The following is a 19,561-nucleotide window of genomic DNA, read 5'->3' as shown; positions in this document are numbered from 1 at the left end:
GTTGCATCATTTTTACATCCAACATAATTGCATTTCTCCACTTTCATTTCCCTCCAAAATAACTATTTTGTTTGGGTTTTTGACTGTTCAAATGCTTGTTTCTCACAATCTATACACGCTACAATGTCACCAGAGTCATCGAATTGATAAATCGACTTTTCTTCAATATCCTTATTTAAAAAGCAAATGTCACAATTGAATTGCTGTTTTTTATCCACTAATTCGTCATTGATTTTCTTAGCTAGGTTTACAGTTCCAATTTCTTCATAGGGGTGTAATTTGTAACCTTTGTCTTGTAGAACCTTCAATACTTCTTGCATATCCTTCCATGCCTCTGTACCTTGACCGAATTTAATAGTTACTGTATTCATAATTCATTCCTCCATTTTTAATAAAATTCAAATTTGGTCTGACTTTAAGCTCAGGTTCAACTCGAACTTACCTTTTTCCATTCAACTAAAATGTCGAGACCTCTCCCGAAATGAATTCTTTCCCAACTGGATTTTTCTCTCGCCCTTCTCATACATTCCTTTAGCGATAAAGGCGGTTTAGTAATCGCATCTTCTTTGTTCCATCCACCTTTTCTATATCTATAAAGTGCAGTTTGATATTGAATCCCGTTTGAAGCAGCTATTCTTAACTCTTCATCTGTAAATACTCGTTTGTGTGCTTGTGCTGTCCTTCCTTTTTGAAAAATCTGTCCCTTCTCCATAACTGGCCTTGTAGCAGCCTCAAATGGTTCCAAACCTCTCTTCACTCGATGATAGTACGTTTGGTAACCAACCCCATGTTTTTTCGCAACTTCTTTCCATCTTGACCATTGACTATCCTTATGCGTTAACGGCTCTGTAATTGCTTTTTCTTTATCCCACATAGAAACACGAACTCTACCATTTAATGTACATCTACTAATCCCGTTCTTTTCTGCTCTTTTATATTCATCTGGCGTAATATAATAATCATATGGCGATTTCATAAAACCCATCCTCCTCTTTACTCAATATCCGCTCACCTGACGTTCAGAGTTCTCCTTATTTTTATCTTTGTAGACTTGTACAATATCTTCAAATTTGTACCCATACAAATAACACAGGCGGAAGAAAATACCGAAAGCCTTATGCAAATGTGTTAGAGTTACGTTTAAATCTCTATATTGGCACCACGCACGTTTGGCGGTTAAAATATCCTGCATATACCATTCAAACAGCATATTTACGCTTAATATATTTTTCTTCATAATGTATTGATTTGAAAAACCAGATACGAGTTTTCGTTTTAACGTATGACGATCTAATTCAATTACGATGTTCATTAGAAAGTGGAATCCGTCAACTAGCTCTTTCAATAGACCATCCTTTGGTGTTCCAAATCCTGTACTCCACATTTCAAAGGCCCTTGTTTCGTTCCAGGCTTCGCCGATCTCAACCATCAACGCGCGGAACAGCATATCTAACTTATCGTTGCCCTTATATCCGATTTTCTTATCTAATTCTTTCTGCATTTCAAATAACTCCGTAATATCAAAAGTCTGTTGCGTTTCTTCCGGAGTAATTACATATAGATTTGACGCGTGTCTCATAGTGCATATGCTCCTTTACGATAATCTTTAATAATTTCACCATCATTATTGAAATACACAATCTCCCAATGTGGATTGAATCTAAATTTATGAGGATTATCATCTAGGACAACAAACAAATCGTTTTTGCAATTTCCGACAATCGTCCCTGTTCTTCCCTGGACTTCGACACGCATTCCACGTTTAGCAAATGAGATTCTTCTAAAATTACACATCTTCCGGAACGGCTCTTCTTTACCAAACAAGGTTGCTATATCAACGACACCTTTATATTCACAAGTGATAAATGGCTCAAACTGTTCGAATGGCATATTAATAAATCCTTGCTGTTTAATTTGCTTGTAGAAATGGTATTTCGCCATCTTTTCATTTTCTTTTACAACAATGTGATTACAACGCCATAGAGGAAAGACTGTTGAAATATGATACTTATATGTAGCTTTCATCGTTCGCCCTCCTGGTTAACTAATGAAACATTTGACCAATCAAGAATAGGACTTTCCACTACTCTCTCCTCTGGTTCCAATAAGAATCGTGCAGATTCATTACAATTTGTACATGTAACTTGGATTTCTTTTTCATTTGCTTGGACCATAACGCCTTGGATTCCGTTCTCCTTTGTAGTGATGATCGGAAGTACTGCCGCATTCCCCTTTTCTTGCTCCGATCTATCTAGTTCCGCTGCTATATTCATTCCACAATTACATAAGATTTCAAATTTCATGCTTCCATTCTCCTTTAACCGTTTTATGATCGTTATAACGAGTAAGACCGCCAATTCTAGTTCGTCCAATTCCCACAACTGGCGGTCCTTTGTCCTATAACACTCTAAAGCTATTAACTTTCCAATCAATTTTTCTCTACGCAATATCTTGTTTCACCTTTTAAATTCCCAATATTCAAAAAATGTTAAATGCACTCTTTACCAATTCAGCCTGCAGCATCTTCTGCAAAGAAAAGTATTTCTAAATCATGCGGTTCCACTTCATATGATTCATTTGAATTATTTACTAGCACCGTTACAATCCCTGTATCTTTATCTTGATGTCCTACAGTTAAAACACGACTATCATCACTAACAAAATCACCCGAATGAAATTCATTATTTCTTCTTTTTTTATTAGCGAAGACTCTGCGGCGCTCTTCTCGGTATTGCTCTCGCTCTGTAGCTAGACGGCACTGATCTGCATATTGCCATCCTTTATCTCCTATATTCGCTATGTCACGATTTCCCCATACGCCTAAAATTTTAATACGACCGTTCTTCTTATCAACTTCCATCGCTTTTACTTCAGCAAACATTGTGTAATCTTTGCATTCAAACGCCACCCAATCACCTAATTCAAATGGTGTTTTAATAAACTGAGGTACTGGTACAATAACTGCTACAATTTTCATCTTTAACCCTCCAAATATTTAGTTACATATTGCGGTTTAAATCCGCTATCAAAATAGATTCGTAACGGCTGCGGTTCCTGCGATTCCCTCGCGGCTTTGCAAATCTCTTCTGCTTCGTCCCAAAAGAAACTTTTATCCTGCGATCGTCTATAACGCCATAACGCTGTTACATAGTCGATATACATATCAAAGTGATTATCCTGTCTTACAGAGCGCGGCAGTTCGTCTGCGCTCCATACATCACATGGAATAATTGCAAGTACATCAGCGAATCCTACATGACCTGGCAAGTGCTTCGCATGAGCATTCTTTATATCAAATGGATTTGCTTGTTCCTTAATATCTTTAACTCTTGTATTTTTCATCACTGTAGTTGTATTTGTGAAATCATCCAGCAAGAATGTCAGTTGCTCCGTCATGGTGCTCACCTTCTTCTAACTTCAGCGTGTATACAATCCCTCTATCTAATAACGCACCGATAACTGCATTCATCCACAGATGATTGCCAATCTTCTTCTGTAAGTACTGTAGAATTCCTATAATTTCATTTGTAGAAAGGGATACAAATTCACCTAACTTCTCCTGGTTAAACTTCCCTCCACGCTTTTCAATCTCTAAAGATATTTTATTTTCTTTCACGTATTGTTCAGCTTTAATCAAATCGAAATCACGTACTTTATTCATGCCGTATCTTTTTATTAGAGCCGTTAACATATCTTTAATTACTAACGTTTCAACTACTTTTAATGTCAGCTCCATTTCACCACGACAAGACTTACAAAGCGTTTTCTCGCAGCCCTCAATGTACATATTTTTTACATCAGCAGTTGGGATTACTGCACTACAGATATCACACCATTCACTATTGTCGAACAACAAATCATTCATTACTTTCAGCTCCCTGCTATATTATCTAAATTCTAAAATTTAATAATCTTTATATTTTTATAAATACACATATTTTGGCCGCTTGCGTATTTACTGTGTTATAATTGCAAATGTAAAATTATTTTCAAATCCAAATCTATATCTACCTTTAATTTTTTTGAGTATCCATCAATACGATGGATCTTTTTTTATGCGTTTTTTCTTATTTGTTCAACCACTACCGGATTACCGCCTATCGATTCCAAGCGATCCGCTACATCCAATACATTTTTTCGTTCTTCATTTCTATGCTCTTGATCTCTTTTCTGTTTTTTCTTGTACAATTCAATGAGTTCTTTTTCTACTGCATTTGATTCTTCCAATTGTTTATCACTTAGTTTTTTTAACTCTCGTGCGGCTGTTATATCGCCCGTAGCCATTGCTCTATCGCACTGACAAAGTAATATTTTTTGATTTTGCATGTATTCACGTAACTGCTTTTCTAAAGGCCAAGCTCTTTGTATATGCTCTGGAAGTACCCTATCGGCTAATGCCATCTATTTCACCTCTGTTCTGTCCCTATTGTTGTAAATGAACAACTTTCTCACCTACATCATTCGCAACATCTCCCTCAAGGTCGATGTAATATTGACCTTTTACACCAGAAGCTAGTTCTTGCCCAACAATTTGTCCATTTTCATCGCGCTCCATAAGGATTTTTGAGCCCACCTCTATAGTTGGCGCTAACTTAGACTTTGCTTGCACCTGGCAATCCCACACTTCACGTTTTTTATCACCCGTAATTGTAAGCGTTAATGTAATAGTTCTTGGCTTCTTTGGATCCGTGTTTAAATCGGACATATTTTCTAAAACACGTTCAAATTCTTCATCAAACCTTTCTGCAACTGCTCCATTTGCGAAACTATTTAAATCTATTGGCACCTGTAAAACCTCCCATATTTTGCTTATACTAATCCTGGTCTCCAAGCTTTTAGATAGGTTAAAGCTTCTTCAAAATCTTTTTCTTTTGTATCACGATAACTCGGAACTACAAAAGCCATTTTATAATCCTTCCATGCTCGGCTATGTAAAATTCTTTTATCTTCAAATGCTTGGCGAATTTTCGGTTCTTCCCCCCAAAGCTTTTCGACTCGACGCAATTTCGCGTTTAGTAACGTTGTTTGTTGATAACTATCAATAGTCATCTTTTCATTTAACTTATTTTCAATTGTTTCTAATCGTTCATCTTGTTTCATCATTTCAGATGAAATGGTGTGAATCATTTTCAGAGGAGACATTTGTGTTCGTTGATCATTTTGTTTCTGGATGTGTTCCCTCATCCTCTTAAATTCTTGAATAAATTTGATTTTCATTTGTACAGCTTCTTTTGTGTTATAACTCATAACAACTAATGTAAAAGCTTCCTCTGTTAAATCATATTTAGGATATTGCTTTCCTCGGCTAAGATATTTTCGCTCCTCAAAATTGAGGAGCGAAAATTCCTCACCCGCATAACTTATTTGTTTGCGAATATCCCTAAGAACATTATCATGTTCTTTACCGAACATATCTGCAATCATCAAACTATCAGTTACAATTTTATTTCCCTCCACAAAAACCAGATTACTAATCGGCTTTTGTGCAACCAACAATTGACTCATCATATAACCCTCCTCCACTAAAAGTTTGTAAAATGTGAACTTTGATTCCAAAAAAAGAAATCGATAAAGTTCGATTTTTTTAAACTCCACTACTAATTAATCTTCTGATTTCAACAATTCATCCATTGGCATACCAAAAACCTCTGAGATTGCAATAAGTGCCTTTCTACCAGGCTCTCCTTTACCACTTATATATAATGAAACCGTAGAAGGAGCACGGTTTATCGCTTGTGCAAATTCTATTTGTTTCATATTCTTAATTCTAAGCAAAGATGACAATTTATCGTTGTCAAATTTCATTTTCGTTTCACCTCGCTTATCTCTTACAAAACATATCTTATCATAAAGTTTGCAAAAAATGAACTTTTTTTATTTTGCTTTTCAAATTTATATTTATTATAAAGGTAAAATATTACAAAAGTTTGCTAAAACTAAACTTTTATAATAAAATGAGATTAATAAAGTTGTTTACTGATTTGTAAAAAAAGAAATCTACTTGAATTTATATAAAAGGGTGAAATGGTTATGCGTGGAGAAAGGGTTAAAACTTTAAGGAAAATGAAGGGATGGACACAGGATGAACTTGGAGCAGCGGTTGGATTAAAAAAAGCTGCAATATCTGGAATCGAAAATAACAAACGTGATCGTGGGGAAAAATCTGTATCTAAATTTGCAGAAGTTTTTGGTTGCACTGCAGATTACCTTCTAGGCTTTTCAGACGATCCTGCTCTAAACAGTGAACAAAATTTACGGCTAAAAAAAGATTTTGATGAAATATACAATAAATTAAAAGAACTTCCAGAAACTGAACAAGAAATGTATTTAAGAATGATTAATTCCTTTATAGATGCAAACAAAAAATGATTGATAGCAACTTGCTATCAATCATTTTTTGTTTTAATTGCAAGTGATTCCTTAATATTTTCAATACTTTCTTTTACATCTCCATTAGTTTCCCCTAGTAATAACAGTTCCCAAAGTTTAGATTCTAATTGTTCTTGTTTATTCACTAACTTTTCCTTAGTTAATACTGCATTCATTTCTATATCCCCCTAGAACACCCTTTGTATTTTTGTAAGTAAATGTAATTTATTCTGTTTTTATCAAAATTTAAAGAAAACAGAAACCTTTTTTAACGCACAAATGCGACCGTCTAATAAAAGACGATCGCATCAACTAACTTTAATATAGTTACTAACTTTTTACCAGCCACCTGGATCGTTACTGTACATAACTACTGGCGCCTTTGCTTCTTGCTTTACTTCTTTTGTGTCCGTAGCAGAATTTAATAAGAAACCGCCTAGAATTGCTAGTACTGGAATAATAGCTAAGATTTTTTTCATATGTTTCCACCTGCCTCATGACTGATAAGTTAATTATACCATTTATTCAAACAATACCCAAGAGCATTTTTGCTAATTGCTGGGCATAAAATTCATCATTATTTTGAAGTAGGCGTTCATATGCTCTTCTCATCATGAATTCGTCATTCCTTGCTAGTGCCAGATAGACATATTGTATATCAGTGAGCTTACCATTTTTTTCTTTAATACCCATTAAAATTTCTTCACCGACTTTATTATTCCCCAATCTAATTTCTAACAAAGCACGCTCTGCATCGTGGATTACAACAATGGTATCAATCTCTTTCATGTGTATAATCTTTAAAAAAGATAAGTTAAATTGGAACATATTACGTTTTTCTTTGACACCTTCAAAATCTTCAATCTCTTCCAAAGTTTCATAGGCCTTTATTAAGTAATATTTAGCCTTTTCGTAATTTGTAAACAGGTATGTCTCGCCCTTCTTAAAATAAGCCATTGCACGTGGCAATATATAGAATGGATTAAGCTCACATACATTTAGAATTTGATCACAAATAAGTCGTGCTTCTGTGATTTTACCAGCTCTTATATACATAACTGCTTGCGCTTCCTTAAACCTTAAATCAAATGTACTTTCAATAAAGTTATTTGGGATTTCATTTAGTCCATCGCTAATTTCATGCATTTTTTCCGATGCTAATTTATGGTCTCCCATTTGATATAACAATTGGCATAACAACAGCTCTATAAGCCATTTCATTTCTGTACTTTTTGTTGTTTTATTTACCTCTCGCAATGAATTATAAAATTCTAACAAGTTAATATTTTCCTGTGTATATCTTTGATAGATCCAGCGATACACTTCTGCCCATTCTTCATTGAGTGCATTCGTATACTTCTTTCCTTTTTCTACAATACATTCTTTTTCAATAACAAATTTTAATGTATTAAAATCGCCTCTTAATGATAGGTACTCCATAATTTCTCTTCTATTTTTAGGTTTAGCCTCAAGTACATACCTTGAAATATATTTACTTTCTGTTTTAATTCCCTTATTAAGTAAAGCCAAAGATTTTAACAAATATGAACAGCGCATTTGTCTTTCTCCTTTAAATACGGCTGTTACACCACTTGGGGAAATCCCCAAAGTTAAAGCTAACTTATTTTTACTAATCCCAGCTAAAGTTAAATCATTTAAAAGACATTGTAATAATTTCTTCATTTTTATTTGTCCCCTTTTTTCGGAACAAAGACACGTACCCTTTTACCATAATTTCGGAAAACGCGTCACTACATTCAAAAGTTGTGTTATACTAGTTGTTGGACTTGCAGTAAGTGTTCTCCCTAGCGCATTAGGGAAGACGTTGTAATTGTGTGACCGCACTAATTACACACGCTGTGAGTCTTTTTTTGTCCGCGTTTTATTTAATTTTATTTCTTAACATTCAGATTAATCGTTATTTTAAAATCTTGAGAAAGTTTGACCTCTTCAATATATTACCATACAAAACACGATTGCTTTCTGATTATCTGACCTCTTATGCATTATTGCATATTTAAAGCGCTATATTTATATTATACCATAAAAACAGAACGTAAGTTCTTGTTTTTAGATACTTATATAGACATAAGTCATTATACGTCTATTTTATAGCCATTTGTAGTATAAATTAATTATTAGATTTATACTTTTTTCCATGAGAGAATTTAATAAAATGCTAAAAAAATTACGGAATTCATACGGGTTAACACAAGAAGAATTAGCAAGTAAACTTAATTTAAGCCGCGGTCAAATTAAAAACTACGAAAATGGTTTCGAACCAGATTTAGAAACTTTAGATCGTATCGCCTCTTATTTTAACGTACCTGTTGATGTTCTTTTAAACAGAAATATAAAACATAATACAAAAATAGTTGAGAATACACTCATTGAAATTCAACAAATTATTGCTTCTATGAACGAGGAACAAAGAGAAGACTTTTGTAAAAAATTACTTCCTTACGCTAGATTCTTAGATAAAGATAAAAAGATGTAGTTACTACCCATCGATATTTAGTATTATTCTACATGGAAAAATATTCTGAATCTAGAGGTAAAATATTCATAAATTTACATTTTAATCAAGACAGCTACTTGGCTGTCTTTTTATTTTTTGGAAATACATATTAAAAGTTGTAATATATAAATATAAACTATATTAAGGAGCGATATTATGGGATTTAAATTTCGTAAAAGTATCAAAGTTGCCCCTGGTGTGAAAATAAACGTTACACATAAAGGTGTAGGAGTAAGCGCAAGTGTAAAATGTGCTAGTATTAGTACCGGACCATCCGGATCTAGAATTACAACTTCTTTACCTGGAACGGGAATCTCATATGAACAACGCATTGGAAAAAAGAAAGGGTCTAAACAAAGAAAAAGCGCAGCGGCTTTAGCAACTCAAAACATTACAACTACTACACCAAATAATCAGTCGCACACAAAAACTCAATCTTCTCCTATTAAAAAAGAATATAAGACTTTCAAAGTGACTCCTTTCCGTTTAAAAGATAACAATACAAACTCTGTTGCTAGAAAATTCATGAAACCACTTTCCATAATTACAGGTATTTGCGCAGCCCTATTCTTAATTATGATGCTTGTTATTCCTGCTTTAATCTTGGCAGTTATCTCTTTCTTATGCTATAAAAATATCAAAACTCCACATGCAACTACATGTCCTGAATGTAATTATGAAAATCTATTAATTCATAAAGAGAAGAAACTTACTTGCCGTAAATGTAAAAGCACTCTTATTATACAGCGATAACAGTAAGTTATAAAAAAATAACTAACTAGGTTAAAGAATGCGCTTCCAATCTTTTGAAATTTATGATAAACTTGCATTTGGATGGAAGTCCATATACATATTATTAAAATTAAAGTGGTTTTCAAGTCAAAGAACGGCACTCATTTGAGTGTCTTTTCTTTTTTCTGATTATTTGTTATGATATGACTAGAGTATGACTCCTAACTGAATTGCATAAAATAAAAGAAGAGATGCGCTAACATCTCTTCCAGTAACTGATACCGCAAGGTGGTCGGTTGCTAATAGTTATTTTCGTTTAGTACCGCCCTTACGCTTGCCGGCATTTGGGGCGGTATTTTTATTTCTTTTATTGCTAATCTTTTTTGCAAGCTCATTCGCATAAGCTGTTGCAAACACTGTAAGGAATACCTTAGCAGCTTCATACAATAAATTAAATAAAGAATCCATTTGGTCACCTCCTTTCTCTCTAAAATCAGAGAAAGGATAGCAACCTCCCGCCCTCACAATATACAGTTAAATCTAGTTTATCACATTAAATATAGCTATCCCTAAAAAAATATTGTTATTTTTTCTATGTATTACTTCACGACAGACTTTTTTTCTTTGCTATATGATTTTTCACAGTTTCTTTTACTTTTGGTAAATCTAACTTCTCATTTGGAATGATGTCTATAATATTAGATTTAAACAGAAAGTGTTGTTTCTCATCTGTTTCTACATAAATCATGTATTGTTCTCTACCCACAATTTTTCCTTTTAATGATTTACCATTACTTAATACAAAGGTACATGGAATATTATAGTGTTCTAGATACATTAAAATACTATCAAAAAAAACATGCATATACGACATCCTCCTTTTTTTATTAAGTATAACAAAAAAGACCATCAAACGACGGTCTTTTCTTTTACTCTTCTTTTTTCAGCAAATCTCTGCTATCATAAAGAAGTAGATACATAAATTGCAAATGTAAATTTAAAAATTAAAATATTTTATATAAATAAAAAAACAAAAAACCCCGACAGAATTTTCAAAGGTTCAGTGGTTTGGTCGCCTACAGTAACCGATGAAAATTAGAACACGAGGTTTGTATTAACATATTTAAATGTGAGTTGCTACGTCTATGATAGCATATACTTTTAAAAATGTGAACTACAATCCTCTAATTTCTTATACCCATTTTTTGGTCGGGGTAAAAAATTGGAGGATTTTTTATGTTAGATTCAGTTGTACAAATGAGAGGAACAGTATACGAGAAAGGCTTCGGTTTACTAGCACAACATGTTATGCGTGATCGTTCATTACATAAGAATGCAAAATTAATATATGCTTACTTATGTAGTTACGCTTGGGGTAATACAAATGAAGAACGTACAGCATTTCCAAGTGTAGATATTCAATGTAAAGACTTAGGCATGAGCGAAGATACTTATTATAAATATCGTAAACAATTAATCATTAAAGGCTACATTACTATAGAAAAACAAAAAAATGAAAAAGGGCAATTCTCAAGAAATCTTTACTACATCGAATCCGTTGTAACACCAAAAGAAAGCATAATAGAACCATCCCCTAAAAAATCGGGTATGGATGAAAAATCAAAACCGTACCCTAAAAATCCGGGTACGGAAAAACCGAGCTCGGAAAAACCGAGTACGGAAAAATCGGGTACTAATAAGAAAAAAGATAAAAAAGATCAATTAATAAAAAAACAAAATAATAAAGAAGATCAATTAATTCATTCCTCTTCTTCTAATATAGATAATCTACTTAATATAGTAGAGCAACTAGATTTAGAAAATGAAGAGGAAGAAAAATATTTAAATGAAATGTCTCCTCTTTTCTATAAATCTGTTATCGAAAGATTAAAAGGAAGAAAAATATTTAAAAGTAAACAACAATTTTTAGATGTTTTAAAAACATTACAAGAGAAGAACATACGTATTGGAACAATGAAACAGGTGGACAAATCTATTGATGAGTTTTTAAAAACTGTTGAAGAACGAAGTCAAACTTCAAATCCTGTACAGAAACCAGCTATTTTTTACGCTGGACGCCTTGCGATGGTTATTGAAAGGGAAAACACTGTAGAGACAGCAAAATCGTTTATACATCAAAATAAAGATGATTTTAAAGGGAATGTTTTATTTTATAATTGGCTAGAACAGGACATTTAAGTAGGAGGATGTATATGGCTAAAAAATTTTTGTATACAACTGAAAATATAACTTGGTTTGAGTCGTTCCTAAAATCCGAGGGGTTTTCTGAAGCTTTAGGAATCGTTTGGAAATATGGTCATGAAGGTCCTTATCATTTTGAGGTTCGACATAAAAGACTAGAAATAGTTGAAAAATTCAAAGATTTAGTGATACATGCTACTTGTATTAAACCGCGCTATAGAGAAGACAAAGGTTTTACGGAATGGCACTGTAATATTAGCTTAAATCATCCTTTTCTAAAGAAAATTAAACAATTAGGATGGGCACCTCTTATTAAAAAAGAAAGGGCTTATCCTAAGGGCGATTTTAACCATGATATTTTTATAAAAACATATATTCTTATGCGACATGATGTGGGAATGGTTCGAGAAAAAACTAAAAAAGGTGTACTGAAACGAGCAAGATTACGCATTCATGGCTCTACTAATATCTTAGAACATATCAATCAGCATTTGCATGAAAAAATAGGTGTAGGTTTAAAAAAATTACAGACTGATTTGAAAGTGGATCGTGCAAAAATACTTCATTACCAATCAAAAAGAGACATCCCTGCGATTTTAGAGTATGTAGGCGCGTGGGAAGCACTAGAAAAGTTCAATTCATTTGAGTTGGGATATGAGAAAAATTTAATGGATGAGATTCATATATAATTCATCTGAAACAGAAAGGATAAATTACTATGCCACAAAAAATTACACTAACAGGAATGCCTAAAAGCGAAGCTAGAAACTGTAATACATATTTTGCATTTGAAATGATTGAAAAAGGTAGTCCAACTGGACCAAAGGGAATACCTTTCAAAAGTACACCCATTACGTATACTGTTTTCGTGAGCAAAAAACAGTTTAATAAAATAGAGATGAATCCAGAAGGGTTTAAACATACAAAATTACTTGTCCAAGGAGAGCCTACATTAGATGTATCTATAGAGAAGTGTCCAGGAGAAATAGGAGTGATCTGTATGCAAATCCAAGGGTTACCATCTAAACCTACAGAAGAAGATAAAACAGCTGAGAAGCCGCCAATCGAACATCCACCAGAAGGCACACAAGATATTTTGTTATGTAAAGAAATAGTACTAGGAGAAACATTCAAAGCATCCACACCTAGACAAGAGAAACAGGATAGTGTAATTGAATCCATCAAGAAAACAGGAACAATAGATACACCTATACTTATAGATAAAGAGACGAAGTTGTTAAAAGATGGATTTAGTCGTTATTTTGTCGCTCAAAAAATGAATTTAGAGTATGTACCAGTTTGCTATACATGAGCTTTCACTATAGAGGTATAAACTTTAATATGAAAATTCAGAAATGAAAGGTGGACTTTAAGACAATGCGTAACGTATTTCCAAACAAACACTATATTGATGAAGGATTTGTAGAAAGAAAATTAGAAATCAATGAGGACGACTTACAAGAAATTATTGAGGATTACTTGCTAAGAAATGCTGATTTCGATTTTGATGAAGTCGAAATTGTGAATAACCGACCAATGAACATATGGCTCTATGCTAAATGTAGAACATATGTTGATTCTGAAGATCCAGAACAAAATGAAGAATTACTTGATGCAGAGGTTGAAATTGCTGGAGAGTATGACGGAAATCTTTGATAGATTACAGATGACGTACCAACTCTCTCTTACCTTTTCATTACTAGAGGATAGAAAACTATACGAGATGGTTTAAAATTGCTTCAGGAGGTTTGTACAATGTTTTTAGCTAAATAATTTAATAAGGCACCGTATTAAATTAAAATTAATGCACTAAAAAAATAATCTTATTAGACATAGAAGAAAGGAAATAGTATATGTCATTTAGTACAGAACTTATTAATCAAAGTATGAATAATATAGGCGGCCAGATTTTATTATATTTTGGTCCTCCTATAGTTATCATAGCGATCCTAGGAATAATTGTGAGTAGGTATTTTGACAGAGAGTTATTTCGACAATTATTCGCTCCAGTTGCAATATGTATAATCGTAATCTGGATATGGTTATTTATCTAAATATACTTAGTGTAAAGGCTAAAGACTGTTGAAACTGCAAAGGGCTCATAAGCGTACAGGGGTAAACTCAAATCCTATAGTTTTCATCATTTTAATCTAATATAAAACTTTCTCAATATTAATCTGTAATATATATGATAATATAAAATTATCCTTACTTTATGCGATGATTAAATCGTCCATATTTAAACAACTCTTTTTCTACATCTAGAAATAAGAGTTGTCTTTTTTTATACACATTTTCTATGATATATACAAACAAGTATGTGAACTTCATTTTTTACATCCTCTATAGCAAGATTCTTTAATTTTTATTATTATATGTTCTCCACTCATGAAAAGATGTTGGGAATCGAGAAGGGCGTCTTTGTTTGGTAACAATTGTTTTTTTATTTGAGTTTTCCCTCTCAAGGGCTGTCAGCTTTAACTGTAATTTTTCTAACTGCTCTTTCAATTCCTGATGCTCTATCTTTAATTCTGTAAGTAAACGTAAAATCATATCTGAATTAGTCATAAAGTACCTCCTAATTAACAAAACGTATAATAAGTTATGTTAATCACGCGTTTCTCGTGACAAAAGACTAATCGACAGTATGTATACACAAAGAAAGAAGACCGCCAATAATGACGATCTTCTTTTCACAAACTACTTAGAACTTTCTGGGTATTTATAGTATATCATTATTTTGCTTGAAGAGAAATGTATTTTTATAATTTGAAATTTCACGTACTGTATTTTATAAATTCAGTTTCATAGGGAGGATTGACCGTTCTTAGGGAGAATCTTGGATTAGGAACGGAAGGAGGATTACATTGTAATGGATACAGAACAGCGGAACGGGATTCGTGACTCATTAGAAAAATCCTATTGGACTAAGGAAGTTGCTGAAACTCTTGGCATAAGTGATAGCTATTTGCGCAAATGGTGTTTAGAGCTAGAGAAGAACGGATATAAATTCATCAAAGTTAAAGACGGTAAGAACAGAGAAAACCGGGCCTTCACCGAACATGATCTATTAGCTTTGCGAAAGTTTCAATCTCTAATCGGGAACAGCGGAACGACACGTTCCACTGCTGCTAAAGTTATAGCAGAAGAATACAGTTTAGAGGATAGGAACGGTGGAACGGGGATTGTTCCTGCACCTCTTATTAGAGATAATGACCGTGAGAAAGCCTTAGAGGAACTGAAAAAGCTGGCATTTAATGATTGGAAAGACGAATTAAAAGCAGAGCTTAGAGAAGAGATTAAACAAGAGCTTAAAGAAGAAATACAGCAGCATATGAAAGAAGCGGTGCAATCAGCAGAGGAACGTCTGGGCGAACGTTTAAATAGCCATGATGAACTACTCATGAAGACGATTCGTGAACAACAAGAGACGAAGAAGCTGTTAGCTGCTGCAAAAGAGAAAAAACCTTGGTGGAGATTCTGGTAATCTAATTATATTTTAAAGAGATCCTTATGAAGGATCTCTTTTTGTATAACGTTTTATCAACAATTATATGACTGTTATATAATCGTTGATAAAACATTGAAAAATATCTCTGTTTGGTATAAAATTAATTTAATATTATATAAGCGTTACATAACAGATATATAAGTGTTGAAAATTAAAAAGGAGTCGATAAAATGACTAAAGTATTTGCGATTGATCATGGGAATGGCGCTGTAAAAATGCGTACAGATGTGTTTAAAAAGACACTTCCAGCAATCTATTCATTTTCTTCTAATGTAGGAGAAGCATTGTCTGGTGGGAAGATGAAGCTTAAAACATATAAAGTTGAAGAAACAGAATATGTTTGGGGCGATGACATAATTAAAGTGAACAACACTTTAAACACATACGCTCAACAAAATCGTTATAAAACTAATCAGTATAAAACACTATCAAAAATTGCTTTAGCTGAAATGGCTGCTAAAACAAATGTGAAAAGCTACGATGAAATCTTAGTTGTAACAGGTGTTCCAAGCCAAGAAATCGGAACAAAAGCCGTTGATGAAATTAAAGAAGTTTATCATGGAACTCATGATCTTGAGGTGAATGGTAAAAAAGTAACAATTAATGTTGTAGATGTTATTGTTCTTGCTCAACCAGTAGGAACAGTTATGAGCCGTTATTTAGATGAAGATGGGTTTGTTGCAGATGATTCTTACGAAGATATGACTGTAGGTATTATTGATATCGGAACTGGTACAACAGATTTAGATGTAATCTCTATGCTGCGTCGTGAAAAAGAATCTACTTCTGTTCCAAAAGGAATGCACGATGTCTATGAACCAATTGTAGCTAAAATTAAAAAGGAAACAAGCGCAACTATTAATGATTATAAATTAGAAAAAGTATTTGAAGAGGCTGCTTACCAAGCTTCTAAGCGTATGGATCCAATTGATTTCAATGATGAAAAAACTGCATCGATTAAAGAAGTTTATGATTTCATCGTAAACGGAGTAAATAATGCATGGAAAACATTTGACCGTTTTGATGAAGTGCTAGTTACTGGTGGTGGTGCGAATACATTCCATGAGTTATTGGAAGAATGGATTGGTAAAGTAACAAAATTAGAAGAAAGCCAAACTGCAAACGTGGAGGGCTTCTACAGATACGGTAAATTTGAGGTAGGCGAAGAAGATGGCGAATAAGGTATATCCTCTTTCTTATGATGATGTATTAGATAAAGATATTAAAGATTGGTTAGAATCTCTACCGCGTAATAGAAAAGCTGAAATGGTTCGTACTGCTATTAGACAATACATGCATACAAGTGGTTCTATTATTATTTCACCAATGAAAGAAGAAAAAGTAGAGCCTAAAAAAGTTGAAAGAAAACGTCCAAAGTTAGGTAGGGGCGGTAATTTCGAAAAAGAGTAAATACAATTGAATATAAAAAGAGAACGCTCTACACAGCTTGCCGGCACGAAAGAGCGTTCTCTACAATTTGAAAATCTGAAAGGATGATTTAACAATGTCAAATACCCTATTCAAATTAACTACTAGTGAGCCTATTCTACCACAAACACGTAGAAAAAAGGAACTGTTCGGAACAATACGCTCATTCTTTGCGAAAAAGTACCAGGGATTAAATGAATGGTTTGGTATTGAAGAATGTAAATCAGACCGTATTTGGTACTATGGAACACTATCTCTTATGTTTTTTCTTCCTGCTGCTACTTATGTTATTTCTAAATTAATATGGTATTAATTTTAAATATGCTACAATCTTTTTTGATGTATTGAGCCATATTTTATACGAAGTTGGCTTTTTGATTACTATGTTTTTCATAGTAATTTTCAAACTGAAATTTTGTTAGGTTTCATTTGCCAGCTCGACCTAACAAAAGAAAATAAGCCCTTACTCCTTTTAACATAAGGAGAGTCTAGAGAATATAGCCCAATAGTTTATACCCCAATTTCAGCGTACAAGTTTAACTATCTGTAATCCATATAATTTATGCTCTTAGTTTTGTTTGGACGGCATAACAAAAAATATAAAAAAGTAATCCTTCAATGCAGGGTTACTTTTTCATTTGCTCTTTGCTTTTTTATATCTTCTTTGAAATACAATTGATCTCGTGACATTTAGTTAAATAGTATTTCATTATATTTAACTAAATGTGGAAAAAAGGAATATTTTCGCGGTAATGTATATAGGATGTTTTTGCCCATCCCCCGAAAAGGGAATAAGGACAGCGATACTTTATTCTTATTCAGTGAAATACTTATAAGCTTTGTCCTTAATTATTGTTAAATCAATATATTGATTATTAGTTATTCATTGAGAATAGTATAAAAAATCCAGGTTTTTATGTATCAATTTATAAAAAACTGAATATTCAGCAAAAAATATATCAAGTTATTGAAATTTTATATATCTATAGGCGTGTTAAAATAGATGGAAATAATAAACATTGTCAATCTAAGAGGAGGTTGTTTTATGGAAGTTCAGGCACAAACAAATGAACAAATCATGCAAATGCTGAATGAATGGTACATTGAAATTCGCGCTAGACGCTTAAAAAATGCATATCTATTAAAAACTGAGATTGATAAAAAAATAAAAAATATGGAAGAAAATCAAAATTTACTTTTATACTACTCTCTATTAGATTTTCGTCATCAATACTTAGTTGATAGTTTAAGTATTGGAAAAGATAGTTTCAACAAAATCGAATCTTTTAATATTCCAGCAGATGATTCTCTTATATACTACTATTACTTTTTTAAGGCGATGCATTCGACGATAATCGGAAACTACAACTTAGCTAAAATTTACTATGATAAGGCTGAAATAAAACTAAGGGAAATACCAGATCAGTTAGAGCATGCTGAGTTTTATTTCAAACTCGCTACATTTAACTGTCACCATCAGCAATATATACCTGCATTTCAACAAGTGTCCAAAGCGGAAGAAATCTTCTCTACATATAACGGATACCAACTAAATATAGGATATTGCAATAACGTATCTGGTCTTATCTGTACACATTTAAAAGAGTTTGAAACAGCTGAGGAATTTTTTATGTCAGCAATGAATATATTCCAAAAACAAAAAGAAGAACAGGCTATCTTATATGTGCGTCATAATTTAGGGTTTATGTATGCAAATCAAAAGCTATCAGACTTAGCTATTCGTCACCTTTCAGAAGTCATTAAAGAATTACCAAATGATTATAAGGCTATATTGATTGCAGCATGTGAATATGAAAAAATCGGGGAAAAAGAAAAAGCATTAGAGTTGTTTGAGAAAGGCTTAAAAATAAGTACAGATTTAAAAAATGAAGAATATGAGCATCATTTTAAAATTTCACAAGCAATAGCAAAAGATGTATGTGCGGAAGAATTAGAAAAAATTGTATTAGCAGGTAATGTATATTTTGAACGAGAAAATATACATGAGTATGTAAAGGAATATAATGAAAAATTAGCACTAAAATTCTATCGTGAAAATGATCATGTGAAGGCAAGTGAGTATTTCTATTTATGTTCTACAATGAGCGAAAAAAATCATTTAGGGGGGCAATAAAATGAAAAAAACAATTCTTTATTCGTTAGGAATATTAACTGCTTTTACCTTAATCTTAGGAAATGCAAACACACCAAAAGAAACAAAAGTATCCTCTGAAGAAGTTGTACAATACTCGCATGGTCACACAGGTGGTTAATTTAATTCGTTTAAAATATATACAAAAAAGGGCCTACTCATGATAGAGTAGGCCCTCCTTTACTTCACATACACATAGGCTTCATTTGCAGTTATATAGTATGTTGTACCCCTATTGTTATGTACTTTATATTACGGTTATCCAAATGGTCAGTCTTTTTGTTTTTTAACTACAATTTGCAATTACGTTAGTTAAATTAAAGAAATCTAGTAATGAACTCTGTAAATCTTTAGCTAGTCCACTAGAAGCGCTGTTTAATGCTTTCTTTAGTGAATCATTCCGAGAAAAACCATTAAAACGATACTTATCATAATATTTTTTAATTTTTTTAACTGCGTTTGCTGTACCGCCAAGGGCATTTAAAGCTGATTTTACTTTTGTAATTTTTGTAAGAGGAATACCATTAGTAGGGGTAGAACCACATGCCCATCAACTTAAGAATCTAGACTACCCCCAAGTGTAAAAAAACGTTATTCTTTCTAAAAAGCTAACTAGAAAGGATGACGTTTTTTATGAATCTTTCGATTC

31 protein-coding genes and 1 pseudogene are annotated in these 19,561 nt (G+C 32.8%); 13 read left to right on the top strand and 19 right to left on the bottom strand.

Annotation, left to right across the window (positions count from 1 at the left end):
- Positions 1–62: 62 nt before the first annotated feature.
- From ACS2CR_RS21655 to ACS2CR_RS21600, 12 genes are all read right to left on the bottom strand, one after another.
- Positions 63–371 (bottom strand): hypothetical protein, encoded by a 309-nt coding sequence (locus ACS2CR_RS21655; RefSeq protein WP_153598497.1) that lies wholly within the window; start codon positions 369–371, stop codon positions 63–65.
- Between the two features lie 56 nt (positions 372–427).
- Positions 428–976: a hypothetical protein gene (locus ACS2CR_RS21650; protein ID WP_228492156.1), complete on the bottom strand. Its 549-nt coding sequence runs from the start codon at positions 974–976 to the stop codon at positions 428–430.
- A gap of 21 nt (positions 977–997) precedes the next feature.
- Positions 998–1,579 carry a dUTP diphosphatase gene (locus ACS2CR_RS21645; RefSeq protein WP_153598494.1) on the bottom strand — a complete coding sequence of 194 codons (582 nt, stop codon included), beginning with the start codon at positions 1,577–1,579 and terminating at the stop codon, positions 998–1,000.
- A complete protein-coding gene (locus tag ACS2CR_RS21640) occupies positions 1,576–2,025 on the bottom strand; it encodes a hypothetical protein (RefSeq protein WP_153598492.1) in 450 nt (149 codons plus the stop codon). The genes ACS2CR_RS21645 and ACS2CR_RS21640 overlap by 4 nt, the downstream gene beginning before the upstream one ends.
- Positions 2,022–2,303: a hypothetical protein gene (locus ACS2CR_RS21635; protein WP_153598491.1), complete on the bottom strand. Its 282-nt coding sequence runs from the start codon at positions 2,301–2,303 to the stop codon at positions 2,022–2,024. The genes ACS2CR_RS21640 and ACS2CR_RS21635 overlap by 4 nt, the downstream gene beginning before the upstream one ends.
- Positions 2,304–2,509: 206 nt before the next feature.
- Positions 2,510–2,977: a hypothetical protein gene (locus ACS2CR_RS21630; protein WP_086389823.1), complete on the bottom strand. Its 468-nt coding sequence runs from the start codon at positions 2,975–2,977 to the stop codon at positions 2,510–2,512.
- Between the two features lie 2 nt (positions 2,978–2,979).
- On the bottom strand, positions 2,980–3,396 hold the full coding sequence (locus ACS2CR_RS21625) for a cell division protein SepF (protein WP_153598489.1): 417 nt from the start codon (positions 3,394–3,396) through the stop codon (positions 2,980–2,982).
- Entirely contained in the window at positions 3,365–3,865 is a 501-nt protein-coding gene (locus ACS2CR_RS21620) for a hypothetical protein (RefSeq protein WP_153598488.1), read from the bottom strand. Before ACS2CR_RS21620 ends, ACS2CR_RS21625 begins: the two co-directional genes overlap by 32 nt.
- Before the next feature lie 188 nt (positions 3,866–4,053).
- Positions 4,054–4,401 (bottom strand): hypothetical protein, encoded by a 348-nt coding sequence (locus tag ACS2CR_RS21615; protein ID WP_153598486.1) that lies wholly within the window; start codon positions 4,399–4,401, stop codon positions 4,054–4,056.
- A gap of 22 nt (positions 4,402–4,423) precedes the next feature.
- Positions 4,424–4,786 (bottom strand): hypothetical protein, encoded by a 363-nt coding sequence (locus ACS2CR_RS21610; protein WP_001121080.1) that lies wholly within the window; start codon positions 4,784–4,786, stop codon positions 4,424–4,426.
- Between the two features lie 23 nt (positions 4,787–4,809).
- Positions 4,810–5,505: a Rha family transcriptional regulator gene (locus tag ACS2CR_RS21605; protein WP_086389826.1), complete on the bottom strand. Its 696-nt coding sequence runs from the start codon at positions 5,503–5,505 to the stop codon at positions 4,810–4,812.
- 96 nt (positions 5,506–5,601) lie between these two features.
- Positions 5,602–5,805 (bottom strand): helix-turn-helix domain-containing protein, encoded by a 204-nt coding sequence (locus ACS2CR_RS21600; protein WP_153598483.1) that lies wholly within the window; start codon positions 5,803–5,805, stop codon positions 5,602–5,604.
- A gap of 225 nt (positions 5,806–6,030) precedes the next feature.
- Here ACS2CR_RS21600 and ACS2CR_RS21595 point away from each other — a divergent pair, with 225 nt between their 5' ends.
- Entirely contained in the window at positions 6,031–6,369 is a 339-nt protein-coding gene (locus ACS2CR_RS21595; RefSeq protein WP_001213919.1) for a helix-turn-helix domain-containing protein, read from the top strand.
- A gap of 17 nt (positions 6,370–6,386) precedes the next feature.
- On the opposite strand, the gene ACS2CR_RS21590 is transcribed toward ACS2CR_RS21595, so the two are convergent.
- From ACS2CR_RS21590 to ACS2CR_RS21580, 3 genes are all read right to left on the bottom strand, one after another.
- Complete coding sequence (locus tag ACS2CR_RS21590; RefSeq protein ID WP_172452010.1) at positions 6,387–6,545, bottom strand: hypothetical protein; 159 nt, start codon at positions 6,543–6,545, stop codon at positions 6,387–6,389.
- 162 nt (positions 6,546–6,707) lie between these two features.
- Complete coding sequence (locus ACS2CR_RS21585; protein WP_000721624.1) at positions 6,708–6,848, bottom strand: hypothetical protein; 141 nt, start codon at positions 6,846–6,848, stop codon at positions 6,708–6,710.
- 46 nt (positions 6,849–6,894) lie between these two features.
- Positions 6,895–8,052, bottom strand: a complete 1,158-nt coding sequence (locus ACS2CR_RS21580) for an AimR family lysis-lysogeny pheromone receptor (protein ID WP_016099414.1) — start codon at positions 8,050–8,052, stop codon at positions 6,895–6,897.
- A gap of 493 nt (positions 8,053–8,545) precedes the next feature.
- Here ACS2CR_RS21580 and ACS2CR_RS21575 point away from each other — a divergent pair, with 493 nt between their 5' ends.
- Entirely contained in the window at positions 8,546–8,866 is a 321-nt protein-coding gene (locus ACS2CR_RS21575; RefSeq protein WP_002084061.1) for a helix-turn-helix domain-containing protein, read from the top strand.
- Positions 8,867–9,043: 177 nt separating this feature from the next.
- Positions 9,044–9,640 (top strand): DUF4236 domain-containing protein, encoded by a 597-nt coding sequence (locus tag ACS2CR_RS21570; protein ID WP_060852786.1) that lies wholly within the window; start codon positions 9,044–9,046, stop codon positions 9,638–9,640.
- A gap of 285 nt (positions 9,641–9,925) precedes the next feature.
- Here the strand turns inward: ACS2CR_RS21570 and ACS2CR_RS21565 are convergent, their stop codons facing one another.
- Entirely contained in the window at positions 9,926–10,087 is a 162-nt protein-coding gene (locus tag ACS2CR_RS21565) for a hypothetical protein (protein ID WP_000377660.1), read from the bottom strand.
- Positions 10,088–10,223: 136 nt separating this feature from the next.
- The gene (locus tag ACS2CR_RS21560) at positions 10,224–10,484 is read right to left on the bottom strand and encodes an RNA chaperone Hfq (RefSeq protein WP_060852787.1); all 261 of its coding nucleotides are present in this window, start codon (positions 10,482–10,484) and stop codon (positions 10,224–10,226) included.
- A gap of 371 nt (positions 10,485–10,855) precedes the next feature.
- On the opposite strand from ACS2CR_RS21560, the gene ACS2CR_RS21555 reads away from it, so the two are divergent.
- The 4 genes from ACS2CR_RS21555 (at position 10,856) to ACS2CR_RS21540 (ending at position 13,477) form a co-directional block, all read left to right on the top strand.
- Positions 10,856–11,818 carry a helix-turn-helix domain-containing protein gene (locus ACS2CR_RS21555; protein WP_060852788.1) on the top strand — a complete coding sequence of 321 codons (963 nt, stop codon included), beginning with the start codon at positions 10,856–10,858 and terminating at the stop codon, positions 11,816–11,818.
- 14 nt (positions 11,819–11,832) lie between these two features.
- Positions 11,833–12,510 (top strand): hypothetical protein, encoded by a 678-nt coding sequence (locus ACS2CR_RS21550; protein WP_060852789.1) that lies wholly within the window; start codon positions 11,833–11,835, stop codon positions 12,508–12,510.
- Positions 12,511–12,539: 29 nt separating this feature from the next.
- Positions 12,540–13,133 carry a plasmid stabilization protein gene (locus ACS2CR_RS21545; protein WP_153598626.1) on the top strand — a complete coding sequence of 198 codons (594 nt, stop codon included), beginning with the start codon at positions 12,540–12,542 and terminating at the stop codon, positions 13,131–13,133.
- A 65-nt stretch (positions 13,134–13,198) separates the two neighbouring features.
- Positions 13,199–13,477, top strand: coding sequence for a hypothetical protein (locus ACS2CR_RS21540; protein ID WP_001246648.1), 279 nt, complete (start codon positions 13,199–13,201; stop codon positions 13,475–13,477).
- Positions 13,478–14,179: 702 nt separating this feature from the next.
- Here ACS2CR_RS21540 and ACS2CR_RS21535 read toward each other — a convergent pair.
- Positions 14,180–14,389 carry a preprotein translocase gene (locus ACS2CR_RS21535; RefSeq protein WP_060852790.1) on the bottom strand — a complete coding sequence of 70 codons (210 nt, stop codon included), beginning with the start codon at positions 14,387–14,389 and terminating at the stop codon, positions 14,180–14,182.
- A gap of 304 nt (positions 14,390–14,693) precedes the next feature.
- On the opposite strand from ACS2CR_RS21535, the gene ACS2CR_RS21530 reads away from it, so the two are divergent.
- From ACS2CR_RS21530 to ACS2CR_RS21505, 6 genes are all read left to right on the top strand, one after another.
- Positions 14,694–15,308 carry a DUF3967 domain-containing protein gene (locus ACS2CR_RS21530; RefSeq protein ID WP_060852791.1) on the top strand — a complete coding sequence of 205 codons (615 nt, stop codon included), beginning with the start codon at positions 14,694–14,696 and terminating at the stop codon, positions 15,306–15,308.
- Positions 15,309–15,502: 194 nt separating this feature from the next.
- Entirely contained in the window at positions 15,503–16,513 is a 1,011-nt protein-coding gene (locus ACS2CR_RS21525; protein WP_060852792.1) for an Alp7A family actin-like protein, read from the top strand.
- Positions 16,503–16,742 (top strand): hypothetical protein, encoded by a 240-nt coding sequence (locus ACS2CR_RS21520; protein ID WP_060852793.1) that lies wholly within the window; start codon positions 16,503–16,505, stop codon positions 16,740–16,742. The genes ACS2CR_RS21525 and ACS2CR_RS21520 overlap by 11 nt, the downstream gene beginning before the upstream one ends.
- A gap of 94 nt (positions 16,743–16,836) precedes the next feature.
- On the top strand, positions 16,837–17,073 hold the full coding sequence (locus ACS2CR_RS21515) for a hypothetical protein (protein WP_060852779.1): 237 nt from the start codon (positions 16,837–16,839) through the stop codon (positions 17,071–17,073).
- 732 nt (positions 17,074–17,805) lie between these two features.
- A complete protein-coding gene (locus ACS2CR_RS21510; RefSeq protein WP_060852780.1) occupies positions 17,806–18,894 on the top strand; it encodes a histidine kinase in 1,089 nt (362 codons plus the stop codon).
- A 1-nt stretch (position 18,895) separates the two neighbouring features.
- Entirely contained in the window at positions 18,896–19,033 is a 138-nt protein-coding gene (locus ACS2CR_RS21505; protein ID WP_171840973.1) for a hypothetical protein, read from the top strand.
- A 59-nt stretch (positions 19,034–19,092) separates the two neighbouring features.
- On the opposite strand, the pseudogene ACS2CR_RS21500 reads toward ACS2CR_RS21505, so the two are convergent.
- Positions 19,093–19,164 (bottom strand): annotated as a pseudogene (locus ACS2CR_RS21500) (N-acetylmuramoyl-L-alanine amidase); the annotation flags it as partial.
- Positions 19,165–19,561 lie beyond the last annotated feature (397 nt).

It is taken from the genome of Bacillus cereus group sp. BceL291, from assembly GCF_051776705.1.
GTDB lineage: Bacteria > Bacillota > Bacilli > Bacillales > Bacillaceae_G > Bacillus_A > Bacillus_A cereus.
Note: the sequence above shows the minus strand (reverse complement) of the source record. Positions and strands in the feature narration are given on the sequence as shown.

What these genes read in the sequence shown, in the direction of transcription:
- ACS2CR_RS21655 (WP_153598497.1), bottom strand. Translation starts at nt 371, where the DNA reads ATGAATACAGTAACTATTAAATTCGGTCAAGGTACAGAGGCATGGAAG.
- ACS2CR_RS21650 (WP_228492156.1), bottom strand. Translation starts at nt 976, where the DNA reads ATGAAATCGCCATATGATTATTATATTACGCCAGATGAATATAAAAGA.
- ACS2CR_RS21645 (WP_153598494.1), bottom strand. Translation starts at nt 1,579, where the DNA reads ATGAGACACGCGTCAAATCTATATGTAATTACTCCGGAAGAAACGCAA.
- ACS2CR_RS21640 (WP_153598492.1), bottom strand. Translation starts at nt 2,025, where the DNA reads ATGAAAGCTACATATAAGTATCATATTTCAACAGTCTTTCCTCTATGG.
- ACS2CR_RS21635 (WP_153598491.1), bottom strand. Translation starts at nt 2,303, where the DNA reads ATGAAATTTGAAATCTTATGTAATTGTGGAATGAATATAGCAGCGGAA.
- ACS2CR_RS21630 (WP_086389823.1), bottom strand. Translation starts at nt 2,977, where the DNA reads ATGAAAATTGTAGCAGTTATTGTACCAGTACCTCAGTTTATTAAAACA.
- ACS2CR_RS21625 (WP_153598489.1), bottom strand. Translation starts at nt 3,396, where the DNA reads ATGACGGAGCAACTGACATTCTTGCTGGATGATTTCACAAATACAACT.
- ACS2CR_RS21620 (WP_153598488.1), bottom strand. Translation starts at nt 3,865, where the DNA reads ATGAATGATTTGTTGTTCGACAATAGTGAATGGTGTGATATCTGTAGT.
- ACS2CR_RS21615 (WP_153598486.1), bottom strand. Translation starts at nt 4,401, where the DNA reads ATGGCATTAGCCGATAGGGTACTTCCAGAGCATATACAAAGAGCTTGG.
- ACS2CR_RS21605 (WP_086389826.1), bottom strand. Translation starts at nt 5,505, where the DNA reads ATGAGTCAATTGTTGGTTGCACAAAAGCCGATTAGTAATCTGGTTTTT.
- ACS2CR_RS21600 (WP_153598483.1), bottom strand. Translation starts at nt 5,805, where the DNA reads ATGAAATTTGACAACGATAAATTGTCATCTTTGCTTAGAATTAAGAAT.
- ACS2CR_RS21595 (WP_001213919.1), top strand. Translation starts at nt 6,031, where the DNA reads ATGCGTGGAGAAAGGGTTAAAACTTTAAGGAAAATGAAGGGATGGACA.
- ACS2CR_RS21590 (WP_172452010.1), bottom strand. Translation starts at nt 6,545, where the DNA reads ATGAATGCAGTATTAACTAAGGAAAAGTTAGTGAATAAACAAGAACAA.
- ACS2CR_RS21585 (WP_000721624.1), bottom strand. Translation starts at nt 6,848, where the DNA reads ATGAAAAAAATCTTAGCTATTATTCCAGTACTAGCAATTCTAGGCGGT.
- ACS2CR_RS21580 (WP_016099414.1), bottom strand. Translation starts at nt 8,052, where the DNA reads ATGAAGAAATTATTACAATGTCTTTTAAATGATTTAACTTTAGCTGGG.
- ACS2CR_RS21575 (WP_002084061.1), top strand. Translation starts at nt 8,546, where the DNA reads ATGCTAAAAAAATTACGGAATTCATACGGGTTAACACAAGAAGAATTA.
- ACS2CR_RS21570 (WP_060852786.1), top strand. Translation starts at nt 9,044, where the DNA reads ATGGGATTTAAATTTCGTAAAAGTATCAAAGTTGCCCCTGGTGTGAAA.
- ACS2CR_RS21565 (WP_000377660.1), bottom strand. Translation starts at nt 10,087, where the DNA reads ATGGATTCTTTATTTAATTTATTGTATGAAGCTGCTAAGGTATTCCTT.
- ACS2CR_RS21560 (WP_060852787.1), bottom strand. Translation starts at nt 10,484, where the DNA reads ATGCATGTTTTTTTTGATAGTATTTTAATGTATCTAGAACACTATAAT.
- ACS2CR_RS21555 (WP_060852788.1), top strand. Translation starts at nt 10,856, where the DNA reads ATGTTAGATTCAGTTGTACAAATGAGAGGAACAGTATACGAGAAAGGC.
- ACS2CR_RS21550 (WP_060852789.1), top strand. Translation starts at nt 11,833, where the DNA reads ATGGCTAAAAAATTTTTGTATACAACTGAAAATATAACTTGGTTTGAG.
- ACS2CR_RS21545 (WP_153598626.1), top strand. Translation starts at nt 12,540, where the DNA reads ATGCCACAAAAAATTACACTAACAGGAATGCCTAAAAGCGAAGCTAGA.
- ACS2CR_RS21540 (WP_001246648.1), top strand. Translation starts at nt 13,199, where the DNA reads ATGCGTAACGTATTTCCAAACAAACACTATATTGATGAAGGATTTGTA.
- ACS2CR_RS21535 (WP_060852790.1), bottom strand. Translation starts at nt 14,389, where the DNA reads ATGACTAATTCAGATATGATTTTACGTTTACTTACAGAATTAAAGATA.
- ACS2CR_RS21530 (WP_060852791.1), top strand. Translation starts at nt 14,694, where the DNA reads ATGGATACAGAACAGCGGAACGGGATTCGTGACTCATTAGAAAAATCC.
- ACS2CR_RS21525 (WP_060852792.1), top strand. Translation starts at nt 15,503, where the DNA reads ATGACTAAAGTATTTGCGATTGATCATGGGAATGGCGCTGTAAAAATG.
- ACS2CR_RS21520 (WP_060852793.1), top strand. Translation starts at nt 16,503, where the DNA reads ATGGCGAATAAGGTATATCCTCTTTCTTATGATGATGTATTAGATAAA.
- ACS2CR_RS21515 (WP_060852779.1), top strand. Translation starts at nt 16,837, where the DNA reads ATGTCAAATACCCTATTCAAATTAACTACTAGTGAGCCTATTCTACCA.
- ACS2CR_RS21510 (WP_060852780.1), top strand. Translation starts at nt 17,806, where the DNA reads ATGGAAGTTCAGGCACAAACAAATGAACAAATCATGCAAATGCTGAAT.
- ACS2CR_RS21505 (WP_171840973.1), top strand. Translation starts at nt 18,896, where the DNA reads ATGAAAAAAACAATTCTTTATTCGTTAGGAATATTAACTGCTTTTACC.